The organism is Streptomyces sp. NPDC031445 (assembly GCF_055581365.1).
The window spans coordinates 559,710-586,222 of the sequence record NZ_JBVIJO010000001.1; the positions used below are offsets into that span (position 1 = coordinate 559,710).

Annotated in this window: 25 protein-coding genes and 1 pseudogene; 10 read left to right on the top strand and 16 right to left on the bottom strand. The window is 74.0% G+C overall.

The genetic code is table 11. The annotated features are described in order from the left end of the window. Nucleotides 1-105: 105 nt before the first annotated feature. The gene (locus tag ACZ5DC_RS02235; protein ID WP_366748025.1) at nt 106-507 is read left to right on the top strand and encodes a winged helix-turn-helix transcriptional regulator; all 402 of its coding nucleotides are present in this window, start codon (nt 106-108) and stop codon (nt 505-507) included. Between the two features lie 13 nt (nt 508-520). Here ACZ5DC_RS02235 and ACZ5DC_RS02240 read toward each other — a convergent pair whose 3' ends face one another. The 6 genes from ACZ5DC_RS02240 to ACZ5DC_RS02265 all read right to left on the bottom strand — a co-directional run bounded on the left by ACZ5DC_RS02240 (nt 521) and on the right by ACZ5DC_RS02265 (nt 6,240). Then, complete coding sequence (locus tag ACZ5DC_RS02240) at nt 521-943, bottom strand: acyl-CoA thioesterase (RefSeq protein WP_468648512.1); 423 nt, start codon at nt 941-943, stop codon at nt 521-523. A 53-nt stretch (nt 944-996) separates the two neighbouring features. Then, nucleotides 997-1,617 carry a hypothetical protein gene (locus ACZ5DC_RS02245; protein ID WP_366748023.1) on the bottom strand — a complete coding sequence of 207 codons (621 nt, stop codon included), beginning with the start codon at nt 1,615-1,617 and terminating at the stop codon, nt 997-999. 143 nt (nt 1,618-1,760) lie between these two features. Beyond that, nucleotides 1,761-2,363 carry a histidine phosphatase family protein gene (locus tag ACZ5DC_RS02250; protein ID WP_468648514.1) on the bottom strand — a complete coding sequence of 201 codons (603 nt, stop codon included), beginning with the start codon at nt 2,361-2,363 and terminating at the stop codon, nt 1,761-1,763. Between the two features lie 82 nt (nt 2,364-2,445). Further along, nucleotides 2,446-3,006, bottom strand: a complete 561-nt coding sequence (locus tag ACZ5DC_RS02255; protein ID WP_468648516.1) for a DUF4232 domain-containing protein — start codon at nt 3,004-3,006, stop codon at nt 2,446-2,448. Nucleotides 3,007-3,037: 31 nt separating this feature from the next. Next, entirely contained in the window at nt 3,038-4,864 is a 1,827-nt protein-coding gene (locus tag ACZ5DC_RS02260) for a trypsin-like serine peptidase (RefSeq protein WP_468648518.1), read from the bottom strand. Nucleotides 4,865-5,031: 167 nt separating this feature from the next. After that, complete coding sequence (locus ACZ5DC_RS02265) at nt 5,032-6,240, bottom strand: pyridoxal phosphate-dependent aminotransferase (protein ID WP_468648520.1); 1,209 nt, start codon at nt 6,238-6,240, stop codon at nt 5,032-5,034. An 81-nt stretch (nt 6,241-6,321) separates the two neighbouring features. Between ACZ5DC_RS02265 and ACZ5DC_RS02270 the strand changes: the two genes are divergently transcribed. Beyond that, nucleotides 6,322-6,948, top strand: coding sequence for a winged helix-turn-helix transcriptional regulator (locus ACZ5DC_RS02270; protein ID WP_468648522.1), 627 nt, complete (start codon nt 6,322-6,324; stop codon nt 6,946-6,948). Nucleotides 6,949-7,004: 56 nt separating this feature from the next. On the opposite strand, the gene ACZ5DC_RS02275 is transcribed toward ACZ5DC_RS02270, so the two are convergent. From ACZ5DC_RS02275 to ACZ5DC_RS02290, 4 genes are all read right to left on the bottom strand, one after another. Next, the gene (locus ACZ5DC_RS02275) at nt 7,005-7,805 is read right to left on the bottom strand and encodes a hypothetical protein (protein ID WP_468648524.1); all 801 of its coding nucleotides are present in this window, start codon (nt 7,803-7,805) and stop codon (nt 7,005-7,007) included. Beyond that, on the bottom strand, nt 7,805-9,067 hold the full coding sequence (locus tag ACZ5DC_RS02280) for a VWA domain-containing protein (RefSeq protein WP_468648526.1): 1,263 nt from the start codon (nt 9,065-9,067) through the stop codon (nt 7,805-7,807). The genes ACZ5DC_RS02275 and ACZ5DC_RS02280 overlap by 1 nt, the downstream gene beginning before the upstream one ends. A 67-nt stretch (nt 9,068-9,134) precedes the next feature. Continuing rightward, nucleotides 9,135-9,389 (bottom strand): NUDIX hydrolase, encoded by a 255-nt coding sequence (locus ACZ5DC_RS02285; protein WP_468648528.1) that lies wholly within the window; start codon nt 9,387-9,389, stop codon nt 9,135-9,137. A 251-nt stretch (nt 9,390-9,640) separates the two neighbouring features. Then, the gene (locus ACZ5DC_RS02290; protein ID WP_468649899.1) at nt 9,641-11,164 is read right to left on the bottom strand and encodes an IucA/IucC family protein; all 1,524 of its coding nucleotides are present in this window, start codon (nt 11,162-11,164) and stop codon (nt 9,641-9,643) included. Nucleotides 11,165-11,295: 131 nt separating this feature from the next. On the opposite strand from ACZ5DC_RS02290, the gene ACZ5DC_RS02295 reads away from it, so the two are divergent. Together ACZ5DC_RS02295 and ACZ5DC_RS02300 are read left to right on the top strand one after the other, a co-directional pair. Continuing rightward, entirely contained in the window at nt 11,296-12,795 is a 1,500-nt protein-coding gene (locus tag ACZ5DC_RS02295; RefSeq protein WP_468648530.1) for an IucA/IucC family protein, read from the top strand. Nucleotides 12,796-12,815: 20 nt separating this feature from the next. Then, nucleotides 12,816-13,730, top strand: a complete 915-nt coding sequence (locus ACZ5DC_RS02300) for a HipA family kinase (RefSeq protein WP_468648532.1) — start codon at nt 12,816-12,818, stop codon at nt 13,728-13,730. A 51-nt stretch (nt 13,731-13,781) separates the two neighbouring features. Here ACZ5DC_RS02300 and aceB read toward each other — a convergent pair whose 3' ends face one another. Continuing rightward, nucleotides 13,782-15,407 carry a malate synthase A gene (gene aceB, locus ACZ5DC_RS02305; RefSeq protein ID WP_468648534.1) on the bottom strand — a complete coding sequence of 542 codons (1,626 nt, stop codon included), beginning with the start codon at nt 15,405-15,407 and terminating at the stop codon, nt 13,782-13,784. Nucleotides 15,408-15,591: 184 nt separating this feature from the next. Further along, a complete protein-coding gene (locus ACZ5DC_RS02310; protein ID WP_468648536.1) occupies nt 15,592-16,200 on the bottom strand; it encodes a nucleotidyltransferase family protein in 609 nt (202 codons plus the stop codon). A gap of 144 nt (nt 16,201-16,344) precedes the next feature. On the opposite strand from ACZ5DC_RS02310, the gene ACZ5DC_RS02315 reads away from it, so the two are divergent. Further along, nucleotides 16,345-16,698: a DUF5955 family protein gene (locus ACZ5DC_RS02315; protein ID WP_468648538.1), complete on the top strand. Its 354-nt coding sequence runs from the start codon at nt 16,345-16,347 to the stop codon at nt 16,696-16,698. A gap of 11 nt (nt 16,699-16,709) precedes the next feature. Here ACZ5DC_RS02315 and ACZ5DC_RS02320 read toward each other — a convergent pair. Beyond that, a pseudogene (locus ACZ5DC_RS02320) lies at nt 16,710-17,060 on the bottom strand (DUF6234 family protein); the annotation flags it as partial. Between the two features lie 175 nt (nt 17,061-17,235). Next, nucleotides 17,236-18,033 carry an IclR family transcriptional regulator gene (locus ACZ5DC_RS02325; protein ID WP_468648540.1) on the bottom strand — a complete coding sequence of 266 codons (798 nt, stop codon included), beginning with the start codon at nt 18,031-18,033 and terminating at the stop codon, nt 17,236-17,238. Between the two features lie 275 nt (nt 18,034-18,308). Here ACZ5DC_RS02325 and allB point away from each other — a divergent pair, with 275 nt between their 5' ends. The 5 genes from allB (at nt 18,309) to ACZ5DC_RS02350 (ending at nt 25,535) form a co-directional block, all read left to right on the top strand. Beyond that, nucleotides 18,309-19,649 carry an allantoinase AllB gene (gene allB / locus ACZ5DC_RS02330; protein ID WP_468648542.1) on the top strand — a complete coding sequence of 447 codons (1,341 nt, stop codon included), beginning with the start codon at nt 18,309-18,311 and terminating at the stop codon, nt 19,647-19,649. Nucleotides 19,650-19,702: 53 nt separating this feature from the next. Further along, nucleotides 19,703-20,818, top strand: coding sequence for an allantoicase (alc, locus tag ACZ5DC_RS02335; RefSeq protein WP_468648544.1), 1,116 nt, complete (start codon nt 19,703-19,705; stop codon nt 20,816-20,818). A gap of 124 nt (nt 20,819-20,942) precedes the next feature. After that, nucleotides 20,943-21,758 carry an AIM24 family protein gene (locus tag ACZ5DC_RS02340; protein WP_103811753.1) on the top strand — a complete coding sequence of 272 codons (816 nt, stop codon included), beginning with the start codon at nt 20,943-20,945 and terminating at the stop codon, nt 21,756-21,758. A gap of 318 nt (nt 21,759-22,076) precedes the next feature. Continuing rightward, nucleotides 22,077-22,985: a DMT family transporter gene (locus ACZ5DC_RS02345; protein WP_468648546.1), complete on the top strand. Its 909-nt coding sequence runs from the start codon at nt 22,077-22,079 to the stop codon at nt 22,983-22,985. Between the two features lie 195 nt (nt 22,986-23,180). Continuing rightward, nucleotides 23,181-25,535 (top strand): MFS transporter, encoded by a 2,355-nt coding sequence (locus ACZ5DC_RS02350; RefSeq protein WP_468648548.1) that lies wholly within the window; start codon nt 23,181-23,183, stop codon nt 25,533-25,535. 96 nt (nt 25,536-25,631) lie between these two features. Here ACZ5DC_RS02350 and ACZ5DC_RS02355 read toward each other — a convergent pair whose 3' ends face one another. Next, the gene (locus ACZ5DC_RS02355) at nt 25,632-26,018 is read right to left on the bottom strand and encodes a guanyl-specific ribonuclease (RefSeq protein ID WP_468648550.1); all 387 of its coding nucleotides are present in this window, start codon (nt 26,016-26,018) and stop codon (nt 25,632-25,634) included. A gap of 108 nt (nt 26,019-26,126) precedes the next feature. Further along, nucleotides 26,127-26,327, bottom strand: coding sequence for a hypothetical protein (locus ACZ5DC_RS02360; RefSeq protein WP_468648552.1), 201 nt, complete (start codon nt 26,325-26,327; stop codon nt 26,127-26,129). Between the last annotated feature and the right edge of the window lie 186 nt (nt 26,328-26,513).

Below are 26,513 nucleotides of genomic sequence, written 5' to 3' on the forward strand. Positions count from 1 at the left end.
CCCGTTCTTCCTCGGCGCCTCTGTTCTTCCCGTGCACCTTGGTGCACGACTTGTAACGGGGGACATCGTGGGTGACCATGAGGGCCGGTGTAAGGAGGCAGTCCGATGTCCCAGGGGAACACCGGTGTTACCGTCCAGGCAGTGAACGCGCACGCCTGCCCCGTCCGCGAGGTTCTTGACAGGGTGGCCGGCAAATGGAGCGTGCAGATCCTCGTCGCCGCCGCGCACGGACCCATCCGGTTCACGGAGCTGGAGCGCGGCATCGAGGGCATCAGCCGTCGCATGCTGACCCTCACCCTGCGCAACCTGGAACGGGACGGCCTGGTGACGCGCACCGTCCATCCGACGGTGCCGCCGAAGGTGGAGTACGAACTCACCTCCGTCGCCCACGAGTTGCACGACACCCTGCAACGGCTGACCGACTGGGCCGAGCGCAACCGGGTGTACGTCGCCGAGGCGCGGGCGGCCTACGACGCCGAGCACCGGCCGGACCCGCTCGACGCGTAGGCCGCCGGCCGGACTACAGGCCGAACAGGGCGGGGTCCGCGGCCAGTTCCGCGAACACCTCGCGGGGACCGGGCAGCAGCTTGCGCGCGGTGAGGTCCATCAGGCCGCCCACCGCGACGACCTCGGCGGCCAGGGTGCCGTCGGTCTTCACGATCTCCTGCCGGATCCGGAAGGTCTTTCCCTCCCCCCATTCGAACGCGCAGGTCACGTCGACCTCGTCGCCGGCGAGCAGCTCACGGCGGTAGCGGATGGTCGTCTCCAGCGCCACCGGGCCCACGCCCCGGCCCGCCAGCCGGGCCTGGCTGATCCCGGCCGCCTGGAGCAGCGACCAGCGGGCGTGCTCCGCGTAGTTGAGGTACACCGCCTGGTTGAGGTGCCCCTGCACATCGGTCTCGTAGCCGCGGACGGTCACACGGACGGAAAACGGTTCGGCCACTGCTTGCCCTTCTCCCTGTTCGAATCTCCGGTCGACCGATCCTGGCACGCCCGTCACACCCGGCGCGGTGAGGCCAGCAGATAGCGCGCTCTCGTCCGGGGCTCGGTGTACTCGCCCGCCTGCCAGCCGGCCCGCTCCAGGGTGACCGCGCAGGCGGCCAGCGTCCGCGCGTCCGGCGCGTACACCGCCACCGCCTCCGGCTGCGGAGTCGCCCGGACCCGGTAGCCGTCCGTGTCCCCGCCCGCCGGCCGGTGCCCGGCCGCCTCCAGCGCGAGCGCCGCGGCCCGCACCAGATGCGTCCGCTCCCACCCGCACGGCCGGTCCGCCGCGCCGTCGGGATTCGTCATCCGGCGCAGCTCCAGCAGCCCCTGCCACGCACTGTGCACCTCGCGCCGCCGCGCCGGCCCGGACTCGGGCGGCTCCTCCTCGCCGCCGACGCGGGCCGTGAACACGCCGGTGTCCGGCGCCGGCTCCACCGGTGGCTCGGGCACCGCGTCCCGTATCCGGTGGCCCGCCGGGGTGAGGAAGTGGTCGTGCGGCGGCCGGGGATGCCGGAAGGCGAGCCCCCGCTTCACCAGCGCCGCGAGCTGGGTCCCGGTACCGCGCAGCCGGCCGGTGACCGGATCGGCGTCCTCGATCACCCGCCGCTGCGCGGGTGTGGGCGGTCGGGTCACGGGGGTGCTCCTCTCAGGGGCGTTGCCGGGGGACGGCCGGGGAACCGCCGGCGGGCCGCTCCCGAGGAACCGCCGGACGGGTGACTCCCTCGCAGGGTACGGCCCGGGTCCGACAACGCCCTCCCCCTCGCCCCCTCGGTTCCTCACTCCCCCCGGGGCCGGATGTTCCACCCCGCGACGACCGGCCGGCCCTGCTCCGTGCCGAGCCGGCACAGTGCCCCCGTCGCGAGCTGGAAGAGGGCCCCGTGCCGCGGTGGCAGGCCCAGGCGGCGGGCGGTGAGGACGCGGAGGAAGTGGCCGTGGGCGATCAGGACGACGGCCCCCTCGGTGCCGGCGAGCGCCGCGTCAGCCTTGGCCAGCATCCGGTCGGCGCGCTCCCCGACCTGCTCCGGGGTCTCGCCCGGGTGGTCCGGCGGCCCCGGCGCGACGCCGTCCGTGAACAGGAACCAGCCGGGCCGGCTCCGATGGATGTCCGCGGTGGTCACACCCTCGTAGCCGCCGTAGTCCCACTCGCGGAGGTCGGCGTCGACCCGTGCGTCCGGGACACCGATGAGCCGGGCGGTCTCCCGGGCGCGCTCGAGGGGGCTGACGAACGCCGCCCCGATCCGGTGCGAGCGGATCAGCGGGACCAGCAGGCGCGCCTCCTCCCGCCCGTGCTCGGTGAGCGGCACGTCGGTCCGGCCGGTGTGCCGCCCGGACCGCGACCACTCGGTCTCACCGTGCCGCACGAGAAAGAGGTCACCCATGACGGCACGGTGGCACAGGGCGCCCGCCGCCCGCAGGACGGACTGCGCCAGACGGCGGGTCGGCCGGGGCGGCGGCCCCGCCTCAGGACCCGGCCGGGGTGCGGCGCGGCACCGCCATGGCGAGGGTCTCCCCGCAGGCGTCGATCGTGGCGGCCTTCCCGTGCGCGTCCGTGACGGGGACGACCGCGCCGCGGGTGTCGTGCGGTGCGCGGACCGAGGCCTCGCCCTGCCGCACGCACCAGTCGTCGTCCGCGCCCTTCGTGCCGCGGCGCGTGTAGTCGAGGTCCACGGTCACGGAGGCCCCGCCGGGCAGGGTGAGCGGGGCCGGGCGGCCCCGCCCGGTGCCCTCGACGCTCTCCGCCTTGCCGTTGTGGATCTCCAGGAGCGGGTAGCCCGCGAACACGCACGGGCCGGGGCCCTTGTTGACGGCGGTGAGCCGCGCGTCGGGGCGGCCGCTTTCCTGCCGGGTGCCCTCCTCTTGGAGCAGGGACAGCGTCCACGTCAGCGAGGCGGTCCGGCAGTGCGGTGCGGAGGCTTCCGGTCCGGCCGTCGTGCCGGTGGCGGTGCCGGTGCCGCAGGCCGTCAGCGCCAGGCCGGCCGTGAGCAGGGCGAGGCCGCCGGCGAGGCGGTTGGTCACGCGCATGGTTCCCCCTTGGCGGTACGCGGTGGTGTGGTCAGGTGCCGGGGTGGACCAGCGTGTGCTCGGTGCCGACCGTCTTCGTGCCGGTGTCGGCGTACAGCGTCGTCTCCCCGTCGGACCAGCGCACGACGAGGTCGTTCCCGGTGCCGCCGTGGCGCAAGCCGCCGACCGTCAGCGTCTGCGCGTGCCGCCACAGGGCGTTCGGGCCGCGCACCCGCGTCCTGGTGCCGAGCCCCGCCGCCGAGGTGCCGGTGTACGTGTCGAGCGTGCCGTCCGCCCAGCGCACCAGCAGGTCCCCGCCGGCCGTGCCGTCGAAGTCGCCGCCGGCCAGCGCCGCCGTCTTGGTCCAGGTGCCGTTCGCCGCGACGAGCCGCGTACCGGTGCCGAGGCCACCGGCCCCGATCCCCGGGTACAGCGTGAGCGCGCCGTCGGCCCAGCGGACCAGCAGCCCCGTGCCCCCGTCCGGCCCGAACGCCCCGGAGGTGAACTGGACGGCCTTCTTCCACGCGGAGCCGGGCGGCGCCATCCGGATCTCCCGGCCCAGGCCGGCGGGGCCGGGCCCCGGGTAGAGGGTGACCTCGCCGTCGGACCAGCGCACCAGCAGGCCGGACCGGTCGCCCTCGGTGAAGGTGCCGCCCGTCAGGGCGCGGGCGTGGGTCCAGGTGGAGTTGGCCCGCAGCAGCCGCTTCTCGGCGAGGAAGCCGCCCTTGCCGTCACCCGGGTGGAGGGTGATCCCGCCGTCGGACCAGACCACGAGCAGATCGCCGCGCCGGTCGCCGGTGTAGTCGCCGGACGCCATGAGCGCGGCCCCGCGCCAGCGTGCGGCGCCGCCCGGCAGCGCGCCCTTGAGCCCCCGGTACGGCGGCAGGTCTGCGGGCGGGGTCCGGTCGGCGACGGCGTCGGCGAGGAGGTTGGCGGCGTCCGCGCCGAACGCGGTGGCGTAGCTGATGTAGTCGGCGTTGGCGTCGTTGCCGCCGCCGTTGTAGCCGCCGAGGTCGCCGATGACGTGCCCCGAGCGGCCGTCGTCCTCGTAGCCGGTGATCCACGGGCTGCCGGAGACGCCGCCGTAGTAGCCGCCGCAGGTCATCGACAGCTGGCGGTAGCCGCGCAGCTGCTTGGTCGGGACGGTGCACTTGACGGCGCGCCCGGCGGTGTTGTGCCGGTGCGAGGGGTAGCCGACGACGGTGACGTTCCGGTGGGTGTAGCCGGCCGGCCGGGTGAAGGTCAGGCCGCCGCCCACCGCGTCCTGGAGGGACGTGCCCCGCTGGTTGGCCGAGACCCGGGCGAACGCGGTGTCCAGGTCGGACGCGGTCTTCCTGGTGGTGGCCGAACCGTGGTCGGGCACGTACCGGGGGTCGATGAAGATCCGCTGGATGTGGAAGATGCCGTACGGCTGCCGGTCGGGGGCCGCGCCCTTGACGAACTTCGGGACGAAGACATAGTCGGCGTTCATGTTCAGCGCGCAGTGGGCCGCGGTGAGGACGATGTCCCGCGCCTTGGTGTCGATCACGCTGCCGGTGCAGTGCCAGGCGGTGCCACGCGGTCCGTCGGCGCCGAAGAACGTTCCGACCAGGCGGGTTCCCCGGAACAGGGTGCCCTTCGGCCGGGCCGCCGCCGCGGGCGCCGCGCCCCGCCCCGACGGCGGGTGCCGCGCCGCGTCCAGCGGCCGGGCGTCGGCCAAGCGCCGCGCGGTCCAGAACGACGCGGCCTGTCGTGCCTCCCGCCCCGCGGCGGGCGCGGACGGCCGCAGCTCCTCTCCGGCGCGGGCGCCGGGCGCCGTGAGGCCGAGTACCACCGCGCACAGCACGGCGACAGCCGTACGGCGCCTTCCGCGCGTACGGCGTTGTCCGTACGAGAACACCGCTGCTCCCCCTGGTCTGACATCCCCGGCCGGTCCGCCGGAACCGGACCGGGGGGTGCCGCGCCGGTCAGCGCGCACCGGCGGCCGGTGGGCGGCCCGCCCCCGGCGGACCCCTGGTCGTCGACGGGGGTGATCTTCGCACGGAACGCGCGGCACGGGCCAGGCGCCTACTGCCGGTACCCGCCGAGGAACCTGCCGATCCGGCCGATGGCCGCCTCCAGGTCGTCCGCGTGCGGCAGGGTCAGGATGCGGAAGTGGTCGGGGGAGGGCCAGTTGAAGCCGGTGCCCTGGACCACCTGGATCTTCTCGCGCAGCAGCAGGTCCAGGACGAACTTCTCGTCGTCGTGGATCGGGTGGACCTTGGGGTCGATGCGCGGGAACGCGTACAGCGCGCCCTTGGGCTTGACGCAGGACACGCCCGGGATCTCGTTGAGCTTCTCCCAGGCCACGTTCCGCTGCTCGTACAACCGCCCGCCGGGCACGGTGAGTTCACCGATGGACTGGCGTCCGCCGAGCGCGGCCTGGATGGCGTACTGGGCGGGCGCGTTGGCGCACAGCCGCATGGAGGCCAGCATGGTCAGGCCCTCCAGGTAGTCCCTGGCGTGCTGCTTCGGCCCGGTGACGACCAGCCAGCCGGAGCGGAAGCCCGCCACCCGGTAGGTCTTGGACAGGCCGCAGAAGGTGAGGACGACGAGGTCGGGGGCGAGCGCCGCGGCCGAGTGGTGGACGGCGTCGTCGTAGAGGATCTGGTCGTAGATCTCGTCGGCGAACACCATCAGGCCGTGCCGGCGGGCCAGGTCGAGGATGCCCTCGACGACCTCCTCGGGGTAGACCGCGCCGGTCGGGTTGTTCGGGTTGATGATGACCACGGCCTTGGTGCGGTCGGTGATCTTCGACGCCATGTCGGCCAGGTCCGGGTTCCAGTCGGCCTGTTCGTCGCACAGGTAGTGCACGGCCTTGCCGCCGGCCAGTGTGGTGACGGCCGTCCAGAGGGGGAAGTCCGGTGCGGGGACGAGGACTTCGTCGCCGTCCTCGATCAGCGCCTGTACGGCCATGGAGACCAGTTCCGAGACGCCGTTGCCCAGGTAGACGTCGTCCACGTCCACGTCGAGGCCCAGGGTCTGGTAGCGCTGGGCGACCGCGCGGCGGGCGGAGAGGACGCCGCGGGAGTCCGTGTAGCCGTGGGCCCGCGGCAGCATCCGGATCATGTCCTGGACGATCTCCTCCGGCGCCTCGAAGCCGAAGGCCGCGGGATTGCCGGTGTTCAGGCGCAGCACGCTGTGCCCCGCCTCCTCCAGCGCGTCGGCGTGCTCGATCACCGGGCCGCGGATCTCGTAGCACACCTCGCTGAGCTTGTTGGACTGCCGGAACTCCATGCGCCCCTCCGGAAACTCGTGTTGCTTGGTTTTACCAAGCGGGAGCTTGGAAAGTCCAACAACGCGTCTAGACTGCGCCGCATGTCTCCTCGCCGAAGCTACGACCAGTACTGCTCCGCAGCCCGCGCCCTCGACCTCGTCGGCGACCGCTGGACCCTGCTGATCGTCCGCGAGCTGCTCGCCGGCCCGCGCCGCTACACGGACCTGCACGCGGACCTGCCCGGCGTCAGCACGGACGTACTCGCCTCGCGGCTGAAGGACATGGAACGGGACGGGCTCACCACCCGACGGCGGCTGCCCCCGCCGGGCGCGGCGTACGTGTACGAACTCACCGGCCGGGGACGCCGGCTGCTGCCCGTGCTCCAGGCGCTGGGCACGTGGGGCGAGGAGGAACTGGGGGAGCGCAGGCCCACCGACGCCGTCCGCGCGCACTGGTTCGCGCTGCCGCTGCTGCGGGCGCTGGACGGCCAGGGCGTCGTGGAAGTCCGCCTGGAGGAGGGGGACTTCCACCTCCACGTCGGCGCGGATCAGGGCCCGGTGTACGGCGACGGGCCCGCCCCCGGCGAGGCGGACGCGCGGCTGGAGATGGACGCGGCGACCTGCGAGGCCATCGCCCGCGGGGAGACCCGGCTGCCGGACGCGGTGCGCGACGGCCGGGTCACGGTGACCGGGGACGGCACGCTCGCCAAGGCGCTGCGGGAGGCGTGACCGCCCGGAGAAACGCGAAGGCCCGCCGTCCGGCGGGCCTTCGCACCATCAGCTCGTCACACGTTCGGCGGCACCCGGGACGGCCGCCCGGACCCCCGGGTCAGCACGTACCCCCCGATCCCGGCGAGCGCGGCCAGCACCGCGCCGATCCCGGTCCACACCCACCGGTCGGACCACCAGCCGGACGACCAGCCGTCGTCCGACCCGAAGCTGGACAGCACGGCGCCCTTGGCGCCGTCCGCGTCCTTCCGCGACGTGACGGCGATGCCGGGGACGAGCGGCTTGCCCAGCGAGCCGTCCACGGCCGCCGCGCCGCCGATGTCCTTGGAGTCGACGCGCACCTCGGCGCCCACCGGCTTGCCGAGGTCGGCGGCGGCGAGGTCCACCACCGTCAGCCGGACGTAGTACGTGCCCGGCAGCGGGTCGTTGGCCCACGGCTCCGCCCAGCCCCGCACCGTGCGCAGCACACAGGCCAGTTCGACCGAGCCGGCGCCCTGCGCGGCGGTCCGGCTCTGGGCGCCGTACTGGCAGGACTGGCGGCGCCGCAGCCCGTCGTACACGTCGAGCTGCCAGGTCTCGGAGCCGTGCGCACCGGGGAGCTTCACCGTCGCCCTGACGGTGGGGCGCTGCCCGGTGTCCGCCGGGAAGGACCAGTACAGGTAGTCGCCGGTGGAGCCGGAGGCGGTGGCCTGCTGCCCCTGGTCGATCTCGGTCGCCGTACGGAAGGAGGTGCCCGCCCGGGTGGGCGCGTCGCCGTCGGCGGAGGCGCTCGGGGAGGGCGAGGAGTCGGCGGCGGCCGGTCCGGCGGCCAGCCCCAGCGCCAGCAGGGCGGCGCCCAGCACACGTGTGATCCGCATCAGTTCGTCCTCCAGACGGCGACCCGCCAGCGCGACAGCCAGCCCCACAGCAGACCGGCGAGGAAGCCGATCAGCACCAGCGTGCCGAGCAGCCACCAGCCACGGCCGAGACCGAAAGCGGCCACGTCGTGGTGACCGGACGGCCCGTCCACGACGTCGACGGTCAGCTCCAGCGGCAGACCAGGGCTCGTCTTCACGCCCGACGCGGCCGAGAAGGAGCTGGTGACCTGGAGGCACACCGTCTCCGCGGGCGCCGCGTCGTCGTCGCTGTCCGGCCGGGGGTAGCGCAGGCCGGTGGAGACGACGTCCGTACGGCCGGTGCCGGCGGCCTCGCCGCGGACGATCTCCCGCCCGTGCACGGTCACCGCCCGCAGCAGCACACCGTAGTCCGGCTGGACGGCCCGGTCGTCCGCCACGCTCACCGAGGCGCGCAGCTCCTGGCCGGGTTCCACGTCCACCTTGTACCAGCGCTGCTGCCCGAACCCGGCGCGGTCGGTGTACAGGCCGGACTTCAGCGCCGGCGCCTGCTCGCACCGGTCCGCGCCCTCGGTGGCCACCGGTGTGACCACGGGGTCGGCCGCCCGGTCCACCAACTCGCCGACGCGGTCGCTCAGTTCCTCCTTGTGCCGCACGTCGGTGTAGGTGCCGCCGGTGGCGTCGGCGATGCAGCTGAGCTGGTCGCGGGTCTTGGCGTCCGGCACCAGGCCGAGAGTGTCGATGGTCAGCCCGATGCCCTTGGCGGCTATCTCCCGGGCCACCTCGCACGGGTCGAGCGGCTGGCAGGTGTCCTCGCCGTCGCTGATCAGGACGATACGGCGGGTGCCGTCACCGCCGTTCAGGTCGTCCGCCGCCTTCAGCAGCGCGGGCCCGATCGGCGTCCAGCCGGTCGGCGCCAGGGTGGCCACGGCCGTCTTCGCGTCGGTCCGGTTCAGCGGGCCCACCGGGTAGAGCTGCTCGGTGTCCTTGCAGCCCTCCTTGCGGTCGTTCCCGCGGTAGTTGGCGCCGAGCGTACGGATGCCGAGCCGGACCTCTTCGGGGGTCGCGTCCAGCACCTCGTTGAACGCCTGCTTCGCCGCGGCCATGCGGGTGCCGCCGTCGATGTCACGGGTGCGCATGGAACCGCTGACGTCCAGCACCAGTTCGACCTTCGGAGCGGCCTGGTCCGTCTCGTCGGCGACCGCACCGGCGGGAAAGGCGATCCCGGCCGTCAGGGCGGCGAGCAGAGCACAGACGCCCGCCGCCAGCCGTTGTCTTGTGATCATCGCCGGATCTTATTGATCGGACCGGCCGTCCTCCAAAACGGCCGCCGGCCGCCGGTCCGGAGCCGCCTCAGGTCCCGTCGCCCGGCGCCGGAGTCCCGAACAGGCCCGCCAGGCGCGCCCGGTAGAGCGCGGCGACGGTGAAGCCGTCGGTGATCCGCCCGTCGGCGACCATCTCCTCCGCCTCGGCCGGGGTCACCGTGACGGCCCGGTGGATCGCCTCCCCCCGCTCGACCGCGCCGATGCCGTCCACCCGGGCCGCGTAGAGGGAGACCTTGTGGCCGAGCAGCCCGGTGTCGGGGTGCAGTTCGCCCAGCGGGACCACCTCCGTCGGGGTGGCCGCGATCTCCTCGCGCAGTTCCCGGGAGAGGAGCCCGGGGGCGGCAGGATCCGGTCGTACAGGCCGAGACGGCCGTCGGGGAAGCGCACCGGATCGCGCGGGTACCGCAGGTGGCGGCCGGCCGACACCACACCCGCGGGCACCGGCCGCAGCACGGCCTGGCTCACCAGGCGGTACACCGCCGGACGGCGCCCCGGAGAACAAACAACTCCTCGGTCAGGGAACGTGACGCGAAATCAGCCCTGTACCGCGAACGGCACCGCGCCGGGACGAGGCAGGGTCGTCCAGATGTCCCCCGCGTGGTCGGGCGACAGGCGCATCAGCGTCAGCGCCTTCGCCGGGAGCGGGTCCTCGCGCAGGGACGCCAGGTCCGGGCCGGGCGGCAGATCGGGCAGGGCCGCCCGCAGCGCGGTGTCCAGTGCGGCGGCCGAGCCCGCCGTGCCCGCCAGCGCCCCCGCCACCAGGGAGCCGAACAGCTTGCGGCGCAGGGCGGTGTCGTCGTCCGTGACCAGACGGCCGGTGAGCGCGGGCGGGGTGATGCCGTGCCGGGCCAGGCGGGCCGGGCTGATCCGGACGTCCGCCAGGTCGCGGTAGACCAGGCGCAGCGGGGTGCCGTCGGCCGACAGGACGACCAGCAGGTTCTGGCCGTGGGCCTCCAGGGCCACGCCGAGGTCCAGCAGCCGCAGGCCCACCGTGAGCGCCAGCCGGGTGAACGCGGCCAGCCAGGCGGGGGAGCCGGGCAGGGACGTGGTGGCGAGGGCGGCCACCGGCAGGACGCGCTCGCCCGGACCGGCGTACACCTCCGGCGACTCCCGCAGCAGCGCGGCCAGGTCGGGGGAGTGGGCCGTGACCGCCCCCAGCGTGCGGGTGATGTGCAGCAGGCCGTCCGTGCGCGCCGCCAGGTCCCCGGCGAAGGCGGACAGGGGCGCCGCGGCCCGCACCGAGTACACCGAGATGTCCCGCACCGACGACGTCAGCCGGGCGCTCAGCGCGGTCTTCACCTGCGGTCCGCCGGGCACCGCCAGCGTGCGCAGGGACATCAGCGGGTGGGCGCGGCGCCAGACGTCGTACGACCGCCCCAGCACGTGCGCGGCCTGCCAGGGGTGGACCGGCACCAGGACGCGGTCGCCGTCGCGGAGCTCGGCCGGCCAGTCGCCCGACACCAGGCACTCCTCCGCCGGCACCGGTACCGTCCCCAGCTCCACCACCGGCCCGTGCTCGGGGGCGTACGCCAGCTGGTCCGCCACCGAGAACCCCGGCCGGGAACGGCAGGTGGGGTGGTACGGGTGCCCGTCGACCACCCGCTGCTCCCACTCCCAGTCCCTCTCCCCGCCGTCCACCGGCCACTCCTGCGGGTGACCGGCGCCGGCCCGGGACAGCGCCAGCGAGGCCGCGCTGTGCGCCAGCTCCGCGGCGAACGCGGACCCGTGCGGCACCCCGAGCGCGGTCATCAGCCGCGCCGGATCGTCGTACCGCTCCCGGTCCAGCCGTACGGCGGTGACGTACGCGCCCGTGGCGTACGGGTCCGCGTGCGGCCCGCGCAGGGTCCGCCCGTCGGCCAGGCGCAGGGCGAGGCCGTCCGCCCCGGCCACCCGGCCGGACAGCCACGGCAGCGGCTCGTGGGCCAGCGCCCGCCACAGCCGGGTGAGCACGGCGGCGCGGGCACCGGGCAGCTCCGCCGCGTACCGGGGCAGCAGCGCGGGCCGGACGGCGGCCAGCTCCTCGGCGATATCGGCGTCGGCGGTCGGGGGACGGTGCACGGTCGGCTCCTCGGGTACACGGGCCACGGCACGATTGTCCGGGACGGCAGCCATACTGATCGTCACCGGCTCCCGCACGGCGCACCCCGCCCGCCGCGGGCACGGCCGCCGGCCTCCTGGACGAAGAACGAATGGATCGCGTGGACCTCACACCCCCCAACGGCGCGGTCGGCCGCCGTGCCGACGCGTACGCGGCCGCGCCGTTGCTCAACTGTCTCCTGCGGGAGGTCGCCGCGCCGCTCACGGACGGCGGGGACGGCCGGGTCCACCGGCTGCCGGACGGCCGGCTGCTGCGGGTGCGCCCCGGCCGGCGCCCCGCCGACCCCGAGCTGTACACGGCCGGGGCCTGGCGCCGCATCGGCCACTCGGAGCTGGTCAAACTGGTCGCCGAGGAACTGCGCCGGCACACCGGACTGCCCGGCGGCGACCTGCCCGCCGAGATGATCGACAGCCGGGACGCGATCGCCGCCCTGCTCACCGCCCGCGGCCGGGCCACGGCGCCCGGGGACCCGTACCTGCGCTCGGAGCAGTCCCTGCTCACCGGCCACCCCCACCATCCGGCCCCCAAGGCGCGCGGCGGCGGGCCCGTCGCGTCCTGGCTGCCCTACGCCCCCGAGGCGCACGCCCGGTTCCCGCTGACGCTGCTCGGCGTCCGCGAGGACCAGGTGGCCGAGGAGGGCGACACCCGGGCCCTGGACGCCCTCGGCACCGCCCCGCCCGGCTACCGGCTGCTGCCCGCCCACCCCTGGCAGCTCGAACTCGTCGCCCGCGAGCTCGCGCCCGCCTTCGCCGACGGCCGGCTGCTGCGGCTGGGCACGACCCCGTTCGACACCTGGCCCACGGCCGCCGTCCGCACGGTGTACGAGCCGCGCCGCGACCTGTTCTTGAAGTTCAGCCTGGACGTCCGCATCACCAACGACATCCGCCGGCTGTGGCGCCACGACCTGCGGAAACTGCGCCGCACCGACACCGCGGCCGGGCACGCCTTCGCGGCGATGGGCCCGCCCGCGGCCTGGCTGAGCGACCGCGGCTACCGCACCGCCGCGTTCGCCTTCGAGGAGCTGGCCGTCCTGGTCCGCGACGGACTGCGCGGCCATCTGCTGCCGGGCGCCACGCCCCTGCTCGCGGCGGCTCTCGCCGAGGGCTTCGACGGCAGCCCGCTCGCCGCCGCCGCCGACCCGGCCGCCTGGTGGGAGGCGTACCTGCGGCAGGTCGTGCCGCCCGCCCTGACCGCGTTCGGCGACCACGGGGTGGTCCTGGAGGCCCATCTGCAGAACACGCTGGTCGCCGTGGACGCGGCCGGCACGCCCGTGCAGGCCCTGTTCCGGGACGCGGAGGGCGCGAAGCTGCTGCCGGACGTGACCCGGGCCGCCGGCTGGGAGCGGCTGGTGTACTGCCTGATCGTCAACCACCTCGTCGAGATCGCCGGCGCCCTCGCCGAGCACCACCCCGGCCTGGACCCGTGGCCCGCCGCCCGCCGGGAACTGGCCCGCCACGACCTCCCCGAGATCCCCGCCCTGCTCAGCGCCCCCACCCTGCCGGGCAAGACCAACCTGCTGCTGCGCTGGACCGGCGCGGACGGCGCGGACGCCCGCTACCTGCCGCTGCCGAACCCGCTGGCCGGCGCCTGACCTGCCGTAGTCTGGCCGGTGTGCTGCGCGACGTGACTGCTGTTCGATACGTGACCCCGCTCCACTCCGGCGGCTCCGTCCCCGGAGTCGTGGAGGCCGACGACGACGGCACCTACGTCGTGAAGTTCACGGGCTCGGCACAGGGGCACAAGGCGCTGGTCGCCGAGATCATCGTCGGCGAACTCGCCCGCGCGCTCGGCCTGCGCTTCCCCGAGCTGGTCCTCGTGCGCTTCGACCCGGCCATCGCCGCCGCCGAGCCGCACGAGGAGGTGCGCGAGCTGCACAGCGCCAGCGCGGGCGTCAACCTGGGCATGGACTATCTGCCGGGCGCCCGGGACCTCACCCCGGAGATCGCCCGGACGTTCCCGGTGGACCCGCTGGAGGCCGGCCGGATCGTCTGGCTCGACGCGCTGACCGTGAACGTCGACCGCACGGTCCACAGCTCCAACCTGATGGTCTGGCCCACGCTCGGCACCGCGCCCGCGCGCCTGTGGCTGATCGACCACGGCGCCGCCCTGGTCTTCCACCACCGCTGGGACACCACGGCCCCGGGCCGGCGCTACGACTTCCGGCACCACGCCCTCGGCCTCTACGGCCCCGACGTGCGCGCCGCCGACGCCGAACTGGCGCCCCGGGTCACCGAGGAACTGCTGCGCGGGATCGTCGCCGAGGTGCCCGACGCCTGGCTGGCCGAGGACGCCGGGTTCGCCACGCCCGACGACGTCCGGGACGCCTACGTCGGCTACCTCCTGGACCGGGTCCGGCTCTCCCAAGAGTGGCTGCCCACCGACTTCCCGAGCCGTGAGGAGCTGGCGGCCGAGGAGGCCGCCCGCGCGGCGAAGACGCAGGCGGGCCGCCCGAAGTGGCTGAAGCGGGTGCCCGACCTGCACGGGAAGCCGGCGGCGGAACAGGACTGGTCGGTGCACCTCGGGTGACCCGCCGGGCGGCCCCGGGGAGGTCCCCGGTCCGCCCGGACGGGCACGGTGTCAGCCGCGCAGCCGCCGGTACGCCGGCAGGGTGAGGAAGTCGGCGTAGTCCTCGTCCAGGGCCACCGTGAGCAGCAGGTCGTGCGCCTCCTGCCAGTGACCGGCGGCGAAGGCCTCCTCGCCGGTCTCCTCGCGGATGGCGTCCAGTTCCTCGGCGGCGACCTTGCGGGCCAGCTCCGGCGTGGCCTTCTCGCCGTTCTCGAACTCGACGCCCGCGTTGATCCACTGCCAGATCTGCGAGCGGGAGATCTCGGCCGTGGCCGCGTCCTCCATCAGGTTGAAGATGGCGACCGCGCCGTGCCCGCGCAGCCAGGCCTCGATGTACCGGATGCCGACCTGGACGGCGTTGACCAGCCCGGCGTACGTCGGCTTCGCGTCGAGCGAGTCGATCGCGATCAGGTCGGCCGCCTCGACGTGGACGTCCTCGCGCAGGCGGTCCTTCTGGTTCGGCTTGTCGCCGAGGACCTTGTCGAAGGACTCCATGGCGATCGGGACCAGGTCGGGGTGGGCGACCCAGGAGCCGTCGAAGCCGTCGTTCGCCTCGCGGTCCTTGTCGGCCCGGACCTTCTCGAAGGCGACCTTGTTGACCTCGGCGTCCTTGCGGGACGGGATGAAGGCCGCCATGCCGCCGATGGCGTGGGCGCCGCGCTTGTGGCAGGTGCGGACGAGGAGTTCGGTGTACGCCCGCATGAACGGGGCCGTCATGGTGACCGCGTTGCGGTCCGGGAGGACGAACCTGGCGCCGCCGTCACGGAAGTTCTTGACGATGGAGAACAGGTAGTCCCAGCGGCCGGCGTTCAACCCGGAGGCGTGGTCGCGCAGTTCGTAGAGGATCTCCTCCATCTCGTACGCCGCCGTGATGGTCTCGATCAGCACGGTCGCGCGGACGGTGCCCTGCGGGACGCCCACGTAGTCCTGCGCGAAGACGAACACGTCGTTCCAGAGGCGGGCTTCGAGGTGCGACTCGGTCTTCGGCAGGTAGAAGTAGGGGCCCTTGCCGAGGTCGAGCAGCCGCCGCGCGTTGTGGAAGAAGTACAGCCCGAAGTCGACAAGGGCGCCGGGGACGGCACGGCCGTCGGCGTCGGCCAGGTGCCGCTCGTCCAGGTGCCAGCCGCGCGGGCGCATGACGACGGTCGCCAGCTCCTCGTCCGGCCGCAGGGCGTACGACTTGCCGCTGCGCTCGTCGGTGAAGTCGATGTTCCGGGTGTAGGCGTCGATCAGGTTGAGCTGGCCGAGGACCACGTTCTCCCAGGTGGGGGCGGAGGCGTCCTCGAAGTCGGCGAGCCAGACCCGCGCGCCCGAGTTGAGCGCGTTGATGGTCATCTTGCGGTCGGTGGGGCCGGTGATCTCGACGCGCCGGTCGTTCAGCGCGGCCGGGGCCGGGGCGACCTTCCAGGAGTCGTCCGCGCGGATCGCGGCCGTCTCCGGCAGGAAGTCGAGCGTGGAGGTGCGGGCGATCTCGGCGCGGCGCTCGGCCCGGCGGGCCAGGAGTTCGTCACGGCGCGGGGTGAACCGCCGGTGCAGCTCCGCCACGAAGGCGAGCGCCGCGTCCGTGAGGACCTCCTCCTGCCGGGGCAGGGGCTCGGCGTCGACGATGGCCAGCGGGGACGGCGCTGGTGCGGACATGAGCTGTCACTTCCTTCAGCGGTGGCACCTGGTGCCAAGGGGCACGAGCAGGACGGTGAGCGCCGGATGTGCGGACAGGCGCTTCTGGTCAGTGGATACTAGTTTCCTCATCGTGGAAGTTCAATGGTTTGTTGATGTCGAGATTCTTCGGGTCGAGGCAAGGTGGCGCCCGGTGTCACCCCGGTCACCGCAGGTGGCCGAGGTCGGCCTCCGTGTCGATGTCGTACGGCTCGGCGACGTCCGCGCACTCCACCAGCCGGATCTCCCGCTCGTGCGCCTTCAGGTACGCCCGCGCCCCGCGGTCCCCGGTGGCCGTCTCCGCGATGCCCGCCCAGTGCGCCGCACCGAACAGCACCGGGTGCCCGCGTACCCCCGCGTAGGCGGCCGAGACCAGGGACGTCTCGTCCTGGCAGGCGCCGAGCACGCGGGCGGTCGCGGCCGGGCCGATGCCGGGCTGGTCGACCAGGCTCACCAGGGCCGCGCGGACGCCCGTGCCGGCGAGGGAGGCCAGTCCCGCGCGCAGCGAGGAGCCCATGCCCGCCGCCCAGTCCGGGTTGTCCACCAGCACACAGCCGTCGAGCCGGGCGCGGTGTCGTACCTCGTCCGCCGCGGCGCCCAGCACCACGTGGATCGGCCCGCATCCGGCCGCGCGCAGCACCCCGGCCGCGTGCTCGACGAGGGGCCGGCCGTGGTGCGGGAGCAGTGCCTTGGGGCGTCCGCCGAGCCGTCTGCCGCCGCCGGCGGCGAGCAGCAGCCCCGCGACGTCCCCCCGGAGATCCTGGTTGTCCGTCATGGGTCCTGCATACCCGACGGCCGTGGATTCGGCCGGTCTTCCGGTGCCGCTTCCCTTGGGCTGAATTTCGGTCCGCGCTGTGGCGCTCCCGCACGCGGTGGCGTTTACTGGCCCGCGCACGAGGGGGTGCCAGGGGGGAGGGCTGTGTTGCGGAGCTTGGGGCAGAGGCCGGTGACCGGCAGCGACGAGGACCCGAGGGTGACGGAACTGCGGACCGCGGTGTCCCGTCTGCGCCGCGAACTCGCCGCGCTGCCCGCGGACTTCCCCGACCGGGCGATAGCCGAGGACGAACTGGCGGCGCTGGCCGCGATGGCCGCCGGCGGCCCGCCGGAGATCCCTCGCCTGCGCAGCTCGCTGTTGCTCGTCGCCGGCGCGATCGGCTCGATGAGCGCGCTGGCCCGGGGACTGTCCGAGGTGCGCGACGCCGTGGACCTGTTCGGCGAACCGCCCCGCGACCGGGCCGCGCGACGCCGGGACGATCCGGACGGCAGGGGCTAGCCAGCCGTCCGCTACGGCCGTTCGTCGCCCCGGCGGCCCGAGGCCGACGGCAGGTCGCGGCAGACCTGGTCCTGGTGGGACTGCGCGGCGGCCCCGCCGAAGACGAGGAGGCAGACCAGGGCGGCCATCACGGCCTGGCCGGCCACCGTGACGACGGCGCCGTCCCGCGCGGCGGCCGGACCCGCCACGAGGGCGAGGAGACCGACCCCGCCGGCGGCGGCCAGGTAGTTCCACAGCGGATCGGCCGTGACGGTCTCGGCCGTGTCGGAGGTCCACTCCGACAGCACCCACAGCCCGGAGATCACCACCAGGGCGACCAGCTCCAGGAACACCAGCCCGCACCCGTTTCCGACGTCGGCACCCCGGTCGGCACGGCGGCGCGGCCCGGGACCGGTGGTGGCGTCGAAGGCGGGAGGGGCGGCGGGGAGGTCCCTGCCGTCGACCCTGCCCGGGCGGGCCGGAGGGGCGCATGCGTACGGGTACTCAGCCGGCCGGCGCCCCGGACGCCCCGGGAACCGGCTCCCGGTGTCCTCGGGGTCAGCCCTGGTTCTGGCTGGCCAGTGCCGCCGACAGTTCGCCGGCGATCTGCTGGAGCACCGGCACGATCTTCTCCGTGGCCGCTTCCGTGACCCGTCCCGCCGGTCCGGAGATGGAGATGGCGGCCGCCGTGGGGGAGTCCGGCACGGACACCGCGAGGCACCGCACCCCGACCTCCTGCTCGTTGTCGTCCACGGCATAACCGAGGTCGCGCACCTCCGCCAGCGCCGCCAGGAACCCCTCCGGCGTGGTGATGGTCCTCTCCGTGGCGGCCGGCATGCCCGTCCGGGCCAGCAGCGCCCGCACCTCGTCGTCCGGCACCCCGGCCAGCAGCGCCTTGCCCACACCGGTCGAGTGCGGCAGCACCCGCCGGCCGACCTCGGTGAACATCCGCATCGAGTGCTTCGACGGCACCTGGGCCACGTACACGATCTCGTCGCCGTCGAGCAGCGCCATGTTCGCCGTCTCGCCGGTCTCCTCCACCAGCCGGGCCAGGTACGGCCGCGCCCAGGTGCCGAGCAGCCGGGAGGCGGACTCGCCGAGGCGGATCAGCCGGGGGCCGAGGGCGTAGCGCCGGTTGGCCTGCTGGCGGACGTAGCCGCAGGCGACCAGCGTGCGCATCAGCCGGTGGATGGTCGGCAGCGGCAGCCCGCTCGCCGCGGACAGCTCGCTCAGCCCCACCTCGCCGCCCGCGTCCGCCATCCGCTCGAGCAGGTCGAAGGCGCGCTCCAGGGACTGCACACCGCCGGCGGCGGGGGGCTTGGCGGAGTCGGTGGTGCTGGCGCTGGACGTCGGCACGGCGCGTTCCTTTCGGGACTGGCGGGGAGAGCAGAAGCCTACCCGGCAGTCGGTTGACTCCCTGCTTGTACGTAGCTACGTTCTGCTTGCTGGAATTCTAATTCCGCTTTGTGGAAACGTCCAGACCTGGCGACGCTTCGATGCTGCCCAGAAGTGTGCCTCTTGACGACGGGGAAGCGGGAGTGAAGACTCCTTCAACAGAACGTTGAAGTCCGTTACGTGGATGTACATCCCGTTTCCTGGGCGTAAAACGGGCGGGAGAGAGAGGGGTTCGGGTGTCCGACGCTGAACTGGTGCTGCGCTCCACGCGCGTGATCACTCCGGAGGGGACACGGGCCGCCACCGTCACCGTGTCCGCCGGGACGATCACGGCCGTCCTGCCGTACGACGCCGGGGTCCCGGCCGGCGCCCGGCTGGAGGACGTCGGCGACCACGTCCTGCTGCCCGGCCTGGTCGACACCCACGTGCACGTCAACGACCCGGGCCGCACCGAGTGGGAGGGCTTCTGGACCGCGACCCGCGCGGCGGCGGCCGGCGGCATCACCACCCTGATCGACATGCCGCTCAACTCCCTGCCCCCGACCACCACGGTCGAGCACCTGCGGATCAAACAGGACGCCGCCCGGGACAAGGCGCACATCGACGTCGGCTTCTGGGGCGGCGCCCTGCCCGGCAACGTCAAGGACCTGCGCCCGCTGCACGAGGCCGGCGTCTTCGGCTTCAAGGCCTTCCTGTCCCCCTCCGGCGTGGACGAGTTCCCGCACCTCGGACAGGAACAGCTCGCCCGGTCCCTGGCCGAGGTCGCCGGATTCGACGGACTGCTCATCGTGCACGCCGAGGACCCGCACCACCTGGCCGCGGCCCCGCAGCAGGGCGGCCCGAAGTACGCCGACTTCCTCGCCTCCCGGCCGCGCGACGCCGAGGACACCGCCATCGCGAACCTCATCGCACAGGCCCGGCGCCTGAACGCGCGCGTGCACGTACTGCACCTGTCCTCCGGCGACGCCCTGCCGCTGATCCGCGCCGCCCGCGCCGAGGGCGTCCGCGTCACCGTGGAGACCTGCCCGCACTACCTCACCCTGACCGCCGAGGAGGTCCCGGACGGCGCCAGCGAGTTCAAGTGCTGCCCGCCCATCCGCGAGGCCGCCAACCAGGACCTGCTCTGGGAGGCGCTCGCCGACGGCACCATCGACTGCGTGGTCACCGACCACTCGCCGTCCACCGCCGACCTGAAGACGGACGACTTCGCCACCGCGTGGGGCGGCATCTCCGGCCTCCAGCTCAGCCTGTCCGCCGTCTGGACCGCGGCCCGCGAACGCGGCCACGGCCTGGAGGACGTCGTGCGCTGGATGTCCACGCGGACCGCCGGCCTCGTCGGCCTCGGCGCCTCCAAGGGCGCCATCGCGCCGGGCCACGACGCCGACTTCGCCGTCCTCGCCCCCGACGAGACCTTCACCGTCGACCCGGCCGGCCTGCAGCATCGCAACCGGGTCACCGCCTACGCCGGCAGGACCCTGTACGGCGTCGTCAAGTCCACCTGGCTGCGCGGCGAACGCATCGTGTCCGGCGGCGAGTTCACCGCCCCGAAGGGCACGCTGCTCGCCCGCCCCCAGTGACCCACCACCGCAACCGCACCCGGCCGACTCCCAGAGAGGACCCACTGATCACCGTGACGGCGATTGAGAGCTTCACCGGCGACGCGAACCCCTACGGAGGCGGCGACCCGTACGCGGACTACCGCACCGCCGACTTCCCCTTCACCCGGTACGCCGACCTCGCCGACCGGCGGCTCGGCGCCGGAGTCATCGCCGCCAACGACGAGTTCTTCGCCGAGCGCGAGAACCTGCTGGTGCCCGGGCGGGCCGAGTTCGACCCCGAGCACTTCGGGCACAAGGGCAAGATCATGGACGGCTGGGAGACCCGCCGCCGCCGCGGCGCCTCCGCCGGACACCCGTGGCCCACCGCCGAGGACCACGACTGGGCGCTGGTCCGCCTCGGCGCCCCCGGGGTGATCCGCGGGATCGTCGTCGACACCGCCCACTTCCGCGGCAACTACCCGCAGGCCGTCTCGGTCGAGGCCACGTCCGTACCCGGCTCGCCGTCCCCGGAGGAACTCCTGGGCGACGACGTGAAGTGGACGACGATCGTGCCGCGCACCGCCGTCGGCGGCCACGCGGCCAACGGCTTCGAGGTCACCGCCGAGCAGCGCTTCACACACCTGCGGATCAACCAGCACCCCGACGGCGGCATCGCCCGCCTGCGCGTGCACGGCGAGATCGTCCCGGACCCCGGGTGGCTGGCGGCCCTCGGCACCTTCGACGTGGTCGCCCTGGAGAACGGCGGCCGGGTCGAGGACGCCTCCGACCTCTTCTACTCGCCGGCCACCAACACCATCCAGCCGGGCCGCTCCCGCAAGATGGACGACGGCTGGGAGACCCGCCGCCGCCGCGACCAGGGCAACGACTGGATCCGCTACCGGCTCGTCGCCCAGTCCCGGATCCGCGCCGTCGAGATCGACACGGCCTGCCTGAAGGGCAACAGCGCCGGCTGGGCCTCGGTGTCCGTCAAGGACGGTGAGGACGGCGCATGGCGGGAGATCCTGCCCCGCACCCGCCTCCAGCCCGACACCGGCCACCGCTTCGTCCTGCCCGAGCCGGCGGTCGGCACCCACGCGCGGATCGACATCTTCCCCGACGGCGGCATCTCCCGGCTGCGCCTGTTCGGCTCCCTGACCGAGCAGGGCGCGAGCGGCCTCGCCGCCCGCCACCAGGAACTGGGCGGCTGATCCCCGCACGCGCGCGCGTGGGGCGCTCCGGCCGGACAGCACCGGGGCGCCCCGCCGGTCACCCGCGCGGACCACTGTTCCGGCCTGCCGGAACTCTTCCCGCCTCCTTTCGCGTTCCTTTCACGTGACCCTTAAGCAAGAGATCGTCGGCAACGCCATGCAGATGGCGGTCGTCAACCTGCACCCCGGCCAGACCGTGTACTGCGAGGCCGGGAAGTTCCTGTTCAAGACCACGAACGTGACCATGGAGACGCGGCTGTCCGGCCCGTCCGGCAGCGGCGGGCAGCAGCAGGGCGGCTCGGGCGGCGGCATGGGCGGTCTTCTCCGGCAGGCCATGGGCACCGCCATGCAGGTCGGCCAGCGCATGCTCGCCGGTGAGTCGCTGGCCTTCCAGTACTTCACCGCCCAGGGCGGCGAGGGCACGGTCGGCTTCGCGGGCGTGCTGCCCGGCGAGATGCGCGCCCTGGAGCTGGACGGCACGCGCGCGTGGTTCGCCGAGAAGGACGCCTTCGTGGCCGCCGAGTCCACCGTCGACTTTGGCATCGCCTTCGCCGGCGGGCGCACCGGCATGAGCGGCGGCGAGGGCTTCGTCCTGGAGAAGTTCACCGGACACGGCACGGTGATCATCGCGGGCGCGGGCAACTTCATCGACCTCAACCCGGCGGACTTCGGCGGACGCATCGAGGTCGACACCGGCTGTGTGGTCGCGTTCGAGGAGGGCATCCAGTACGGCGTCCAGCGCGTCGGCGGCCTCAACCGCCAGGGCCTGATGAACGCCGTGTTCGGCGGTGAGGGCCTGTCCCTGGCCACGCTGGAGGGCAACGGCCGGGTGATCCTCCAGTCCCTCACCATCGAGAGCCTCGCCAACGCCCTGAAGAAGGCCCAGGGCGGCGACAAGCAGGGCCCGACCGGCGGACTGTTCTCCACGCACGCCGGCTGAGCCGGACCCCCCGGGGGCAACCGGCCGGGCCGACGAGTCGCGGGCGGGCGCGGGGTCCGGCCTGCCGGCCGCAGACCCCGCACCCGGAAGAAGGCACCCGCCACGGGCAAGCTCGGCCAGGGCGGCCGGACTTCCGAAGACGACGGTGGTGCCGGCCCACCCGGGCGCCGGGGCACGCTCCCCACCGCGCCCGGCCCCCGTCGGTGGAGGCGTCCTCGTCCTGGCCGGGGACCATGGCGGCCGGTAGCGTGAGCGCGCCCCCGTGCGAGCCGCCGATGTCTCCGCACCCGTTCCCGGAGACCAGGAGAGCCGTACCCCGTGTCCTCGCTCGCCGTACCCGCCGCGCTCGCGCCCCGCCGGACCTGGCACACCGACCTGCCCGTGCTGCTCGTCGCGGTCTGCTGGGGCGCCAGCTACCTGGCGGCGAAGGAGATCACCACCGCCCGGACGGTGCTCGCCGTCCTGGTGCTGCGCTTCGCCCTCGCACTGCCCGCCCTGGCCGTCGCCGGCCGTCGCTCCCTGCGCGCGCTCACCGGCGCCCAGTGGCGCGGCGCGGCCCTGCTCGGGCTGATCCTCGCCGGGATCTTCCTGCTGGAGACGTACGGCGTGGTGCACACCTCGGCGACCAACGCCGGTCTGATCATCAGCCTCACGATGATCTTCACCCCGCTCGCCGAGGCCGCCGTCACCCGCACCCGGCCCACGCCGTCCTTCCTCGGCGCGGCGGCCCTGTCGGTGCTGGGCGTCGTCCTGCTCACCCAGGGCGCCGGCTTCACCCGGCCCTCCCTCGGCGACCTGCTGATGCTGCTCGCCGCGTGCGCCCGCACCCTGCACGTCCTGGCCATGTCCCGGATCAAGGCCGTACAGGGCGCCGGCGCGCTGCCGCTGACGACGGTCCAGCTCGGCTCCGCCGTCGCCGTCTTCGCCCTGCTGTCGGCCGCCGGCGGCGGACCGGCGCCGTGGACGGCCGCGACCGGCTTCGGCGCGCGGGAGTGGGCGGGGCTGCTGTTCCTGTCGGCCTTGTGCACGGTGTTCGCTTTCTTCGTGCAGATGTGGGCCGTCCGCCGCACCTCCGCCTCCCGGGTCAGCCTGCTGCTCGGCACCGAGCCGCTGTGGGCCGCCGGCGCCGGTATCGCGCTGGGCGGCGACCGGCTCGGCGCGCTCGGCCTGGCGGGCGGCGCGCTGGTGCTCGCCGGGACGGCCTGGGGGCGCCGGGCGGCGGGCTGACCCGGGCGCCGACGCTCCCCGGTCCGTGACCTGCCGCACATCGCCCGCAGGCCGATCGAAACGTTTGAGTTTCGCTGCGGGATTGCCTACCTTTGCAGTACGAAACTGTTTCGGACCCATGGCGACGGGGACACGGTCGTCCTGCCGGCGCTGACGCACAACCGAGCAATCCGAGCCCCCTGAGGGAGTTCCATCGTGGAAGCCATCCCGGTCGCCACCGTCCAGGCCGGGCCGTCCGGCCAGACCCACGCCCCGCCGAAGCACCGGTGGTGGGCCCTGGCGGTGATCGGCCTCGCCCAGCTCATGGTCGTGCTCGACGCCACGATCGTGAACATCGCCCTGCCGTCCGCCCAGCAGGACCTGGGCTTCGACAACAACGGGCGGCAGTGGATCGTCACCGCCTACTCCCTGGCCTTCGGCAGTCTGCTGCTGCTCGGCGGCCGGCTCGCCGACCTCGTCGGGCGCAAGACGACCTTCATCATCGGCATCGTCGGCTTCGCCGTCGCCTCCGCGGTCGGCGGCGCGGCGAACGGCTTCACGATGCTGGTCGTCGCGCGTGCCGTGCAGGGGCTGTTCGGCGCCCTGCTCGCCCCCGCGGCGCTCTCCCTGCTGACCACCACGTTCACCGAAGCCAAGGAACGCGCGAAGGCGTTCGGCATATTCGGCGCCATCGCCGGCTCCGGCGCCGCCGTCGGCCTGGTCCTCGGCGGTCTGCTGACCGAGTACCTCAACTGGCGCTGGACGCTGTACGTCAACGACGTCATCGCGATCCCCGCGCTGATCGGCGCGGCCGTCCTCATCGGCCGTTCCGTCCCGGCCGAGCGGCCCAAACTGGACATCCTCGGCGCCGTCCTGGTCTCCGGCGGCCTGTTCGGTGTCGTCTACGGCTTCGCCAACGCCGAGACGCACGACTGGGACAACTGGATGACCTGGGGCTTCCTCGCCGCGGGCGGTCTCCTTCTGGTGGCGTTCTTCCTCTGGCAGACCCGTGCGAAGCACCCCGTCCTGCCCCTGCGCGTCCTGGCGGACCGCGACCGCGCCGCCGCCCTGTCGACCGTGCTGATCTCCTCCGCCGGGATGTTCGGCGTCTTCCTCTTCCTCACCTACTACCTCCAGGCGACGCTGGGCTACTCACCGGTCAAGAACGGCGTGGCCTTCCTGCCGATGGTGGGCGCGCTGATGGTGATGGCGCAGCTGTCCACCAACTGGCTGGTGCCGAGGATCGGACCCAAGATCGTCGTGCCCGCCGGCCTGCTCCTGGCCGCCGGCGGCATGGTCTGGCTGACCCGCCTCGACCTGCACAGCAGCTACGCGCCGCATGTGCTGCCGCCGCTGCTGCTGCTGGGCGCGGGGCTCGGGATGTCGATGCCCGCGGCCATGAGCTACGCCACCCTCGGGGTGCGGGCGAGCGACCAGGGCGTGGCCTCGGCGGCCGTCAACACCACCCAGCAGGTGGGCGGTTCGATCAGTACGGCGCTGCTGAACACCCTGGCCGCCAGCGCGGCCACCGACTACGCGAAGCACCACTTGGCCGACCCCCTGGTCAAGGCGGACGCGGCGCTGCACAGCTACACCGTCGCCTACTGGTGGTCGGCCGGCTTCTTCGCCTGCGCCGTGCTCGTCACCGTGCTGCTGTTCCGCGCCAGGAAGAAGGCGAACGCGTCCGCCGAGGACGCCGGCGGGCCGGTCCGGGCCGAGGCCGCTCCCGCCGGATCCATGGCGGCCGCCGGGACCGCGCCCGAGGCCGCCGGGGCGACCGCCACCGCCCCCCTCGCGTCCGTCGGCGCGGAGGGTCCGGCGGCCATCCGCGGGCAGGTGCGGGACGGTGCGGGCGTACCCGTGCCCCGTACCGCGATCACCGTGCTGGACGCGGCGGGTCACCAGCTGGCCCGCACCACCTCCGGGGACGACGGCTGGTACGCCGTGGACACTCCCGTGCGCGGCAGCCTGGTCCTCATCGGCTCGGCGCCCGGGTACCAGCCGCAGGTCGCCACGCTGGGCCTGGACGGCACACCCGTCGCCCACGACCTCGTGCTCCTGCCCAGCCCCGGCGGCGTGGCCGGCACGGTGCGCGGCGGGGACGGGGAGGTGCTTTCCGGCGCGCTGGTCGTGGCGACGGACCGGCACGGTGACGTGACGGCTTCCGCGACCACCGGTACGGGCGGCGGTTACCGGCTCGGCGACCTGCTGCCCGGGGACTACACGCTCAGCGTCAGCGCGCCCGGCCACCGCCCGGCCGCCGTGCCGGCCACCGTCTCCGGCGAGACCACCCGCTGCGACATCCGGCTGTCCGCGGCGGCGACCCTGCGGGGGACGGTGCACACCCAGGACGGACGGGCTCTGGAGGACGCCCGGGTGACCCTGATCGACGCCGCGGGCAACGTCGTCGGGACGCGCACCACGAGCGTCGACGGCAGCTACTCCTTCACCGACCTCGCCAGCGAGCAGTACACCGTGATCGCCGCCGGATACGCGCCGGTGGCCACGCAGGTCACCGTGGACGGCGGCCAGACCGCGGTCGACATCCTGCTCAGCCACAAGGAGGCGTAGTCCGCACGTCCGCGCGGCCGCGCGGACTGGGCCGGGCTCCTCGCTTCCGGGTCCTCCGTGGGGGGAGCACACGGGGCGGGGAGCCCGGCCCGGACCTCAGCAGCCGAAGTCGACCAGGTCGAACGTGGCGTAGTGGTCGGAGGTGTAGTAGTCCTCCTGGTCCTCGTCGCCGGTGACGATCCGGCGGGCGCCGCGCGTGGGCGAGCCGGGGGTGATCACCGTGTACTCGTGGTAGTAACCGGACGGCCGGCCGGGCAGGACGCGTTCCCGGTTCTGGAAGACGACGCCGTCCTGCGCGTACGGGAACGGCCCGCCCCGCTCGATCAGGCCGAGCGTGTCGTGCGCCTGTGCGGGCAGGTCGCCGTAGCAGACGCTGCCGACCGCGGCGGCCGCCGGGGTCGCGGTGACGGTGCCGCCGAGGAGGAGGGCGGACAAGACGGCGGCCGCGGCGCCGGCGCGTGTGATCCGTGGGGGGAATCTCATGGCCTCATGATGACGCGCGTAGAAGGTGGCATGTCAATGACAACCCGGGCGAATGTCCCGTGAAGTCCGGGGAGTTTTCGCGCAGCCGGCCCCCGCTGCCACGGCGGCTCAGCCGGGCCCCACGCTCTCCGCCGCGGCGAACAGGGCGAACGCCAGCAGCAGGAGCGCGACGCTCACGTAGACCCCGTGGCCTTCCAGGAGGCCGATCCGCTGCACGAGGCCCGCATGCCAGTCGGTGAACTCGTGCACCAGGCCCAGCGCGCCCTGCACCAGGGCGATGAATCCGAGGAACTCCAGTACCTGTTTCACCCCACGACCCTCGCCGCCCGGCCGCCGCCCGCGCATCGGCCCCGGGGCGGATGCCCGGCGCCGAAAGACCCCGTCCGCGCCGGCCGGTGTCATCCGAAGGTCCACGCCGGTGCGACTTAGGTCGACGGTCCCGGTCGTCCGGTCGGTGATCCGGGGACCCAGACGGCCGCGGGGCCCGTACCGTGC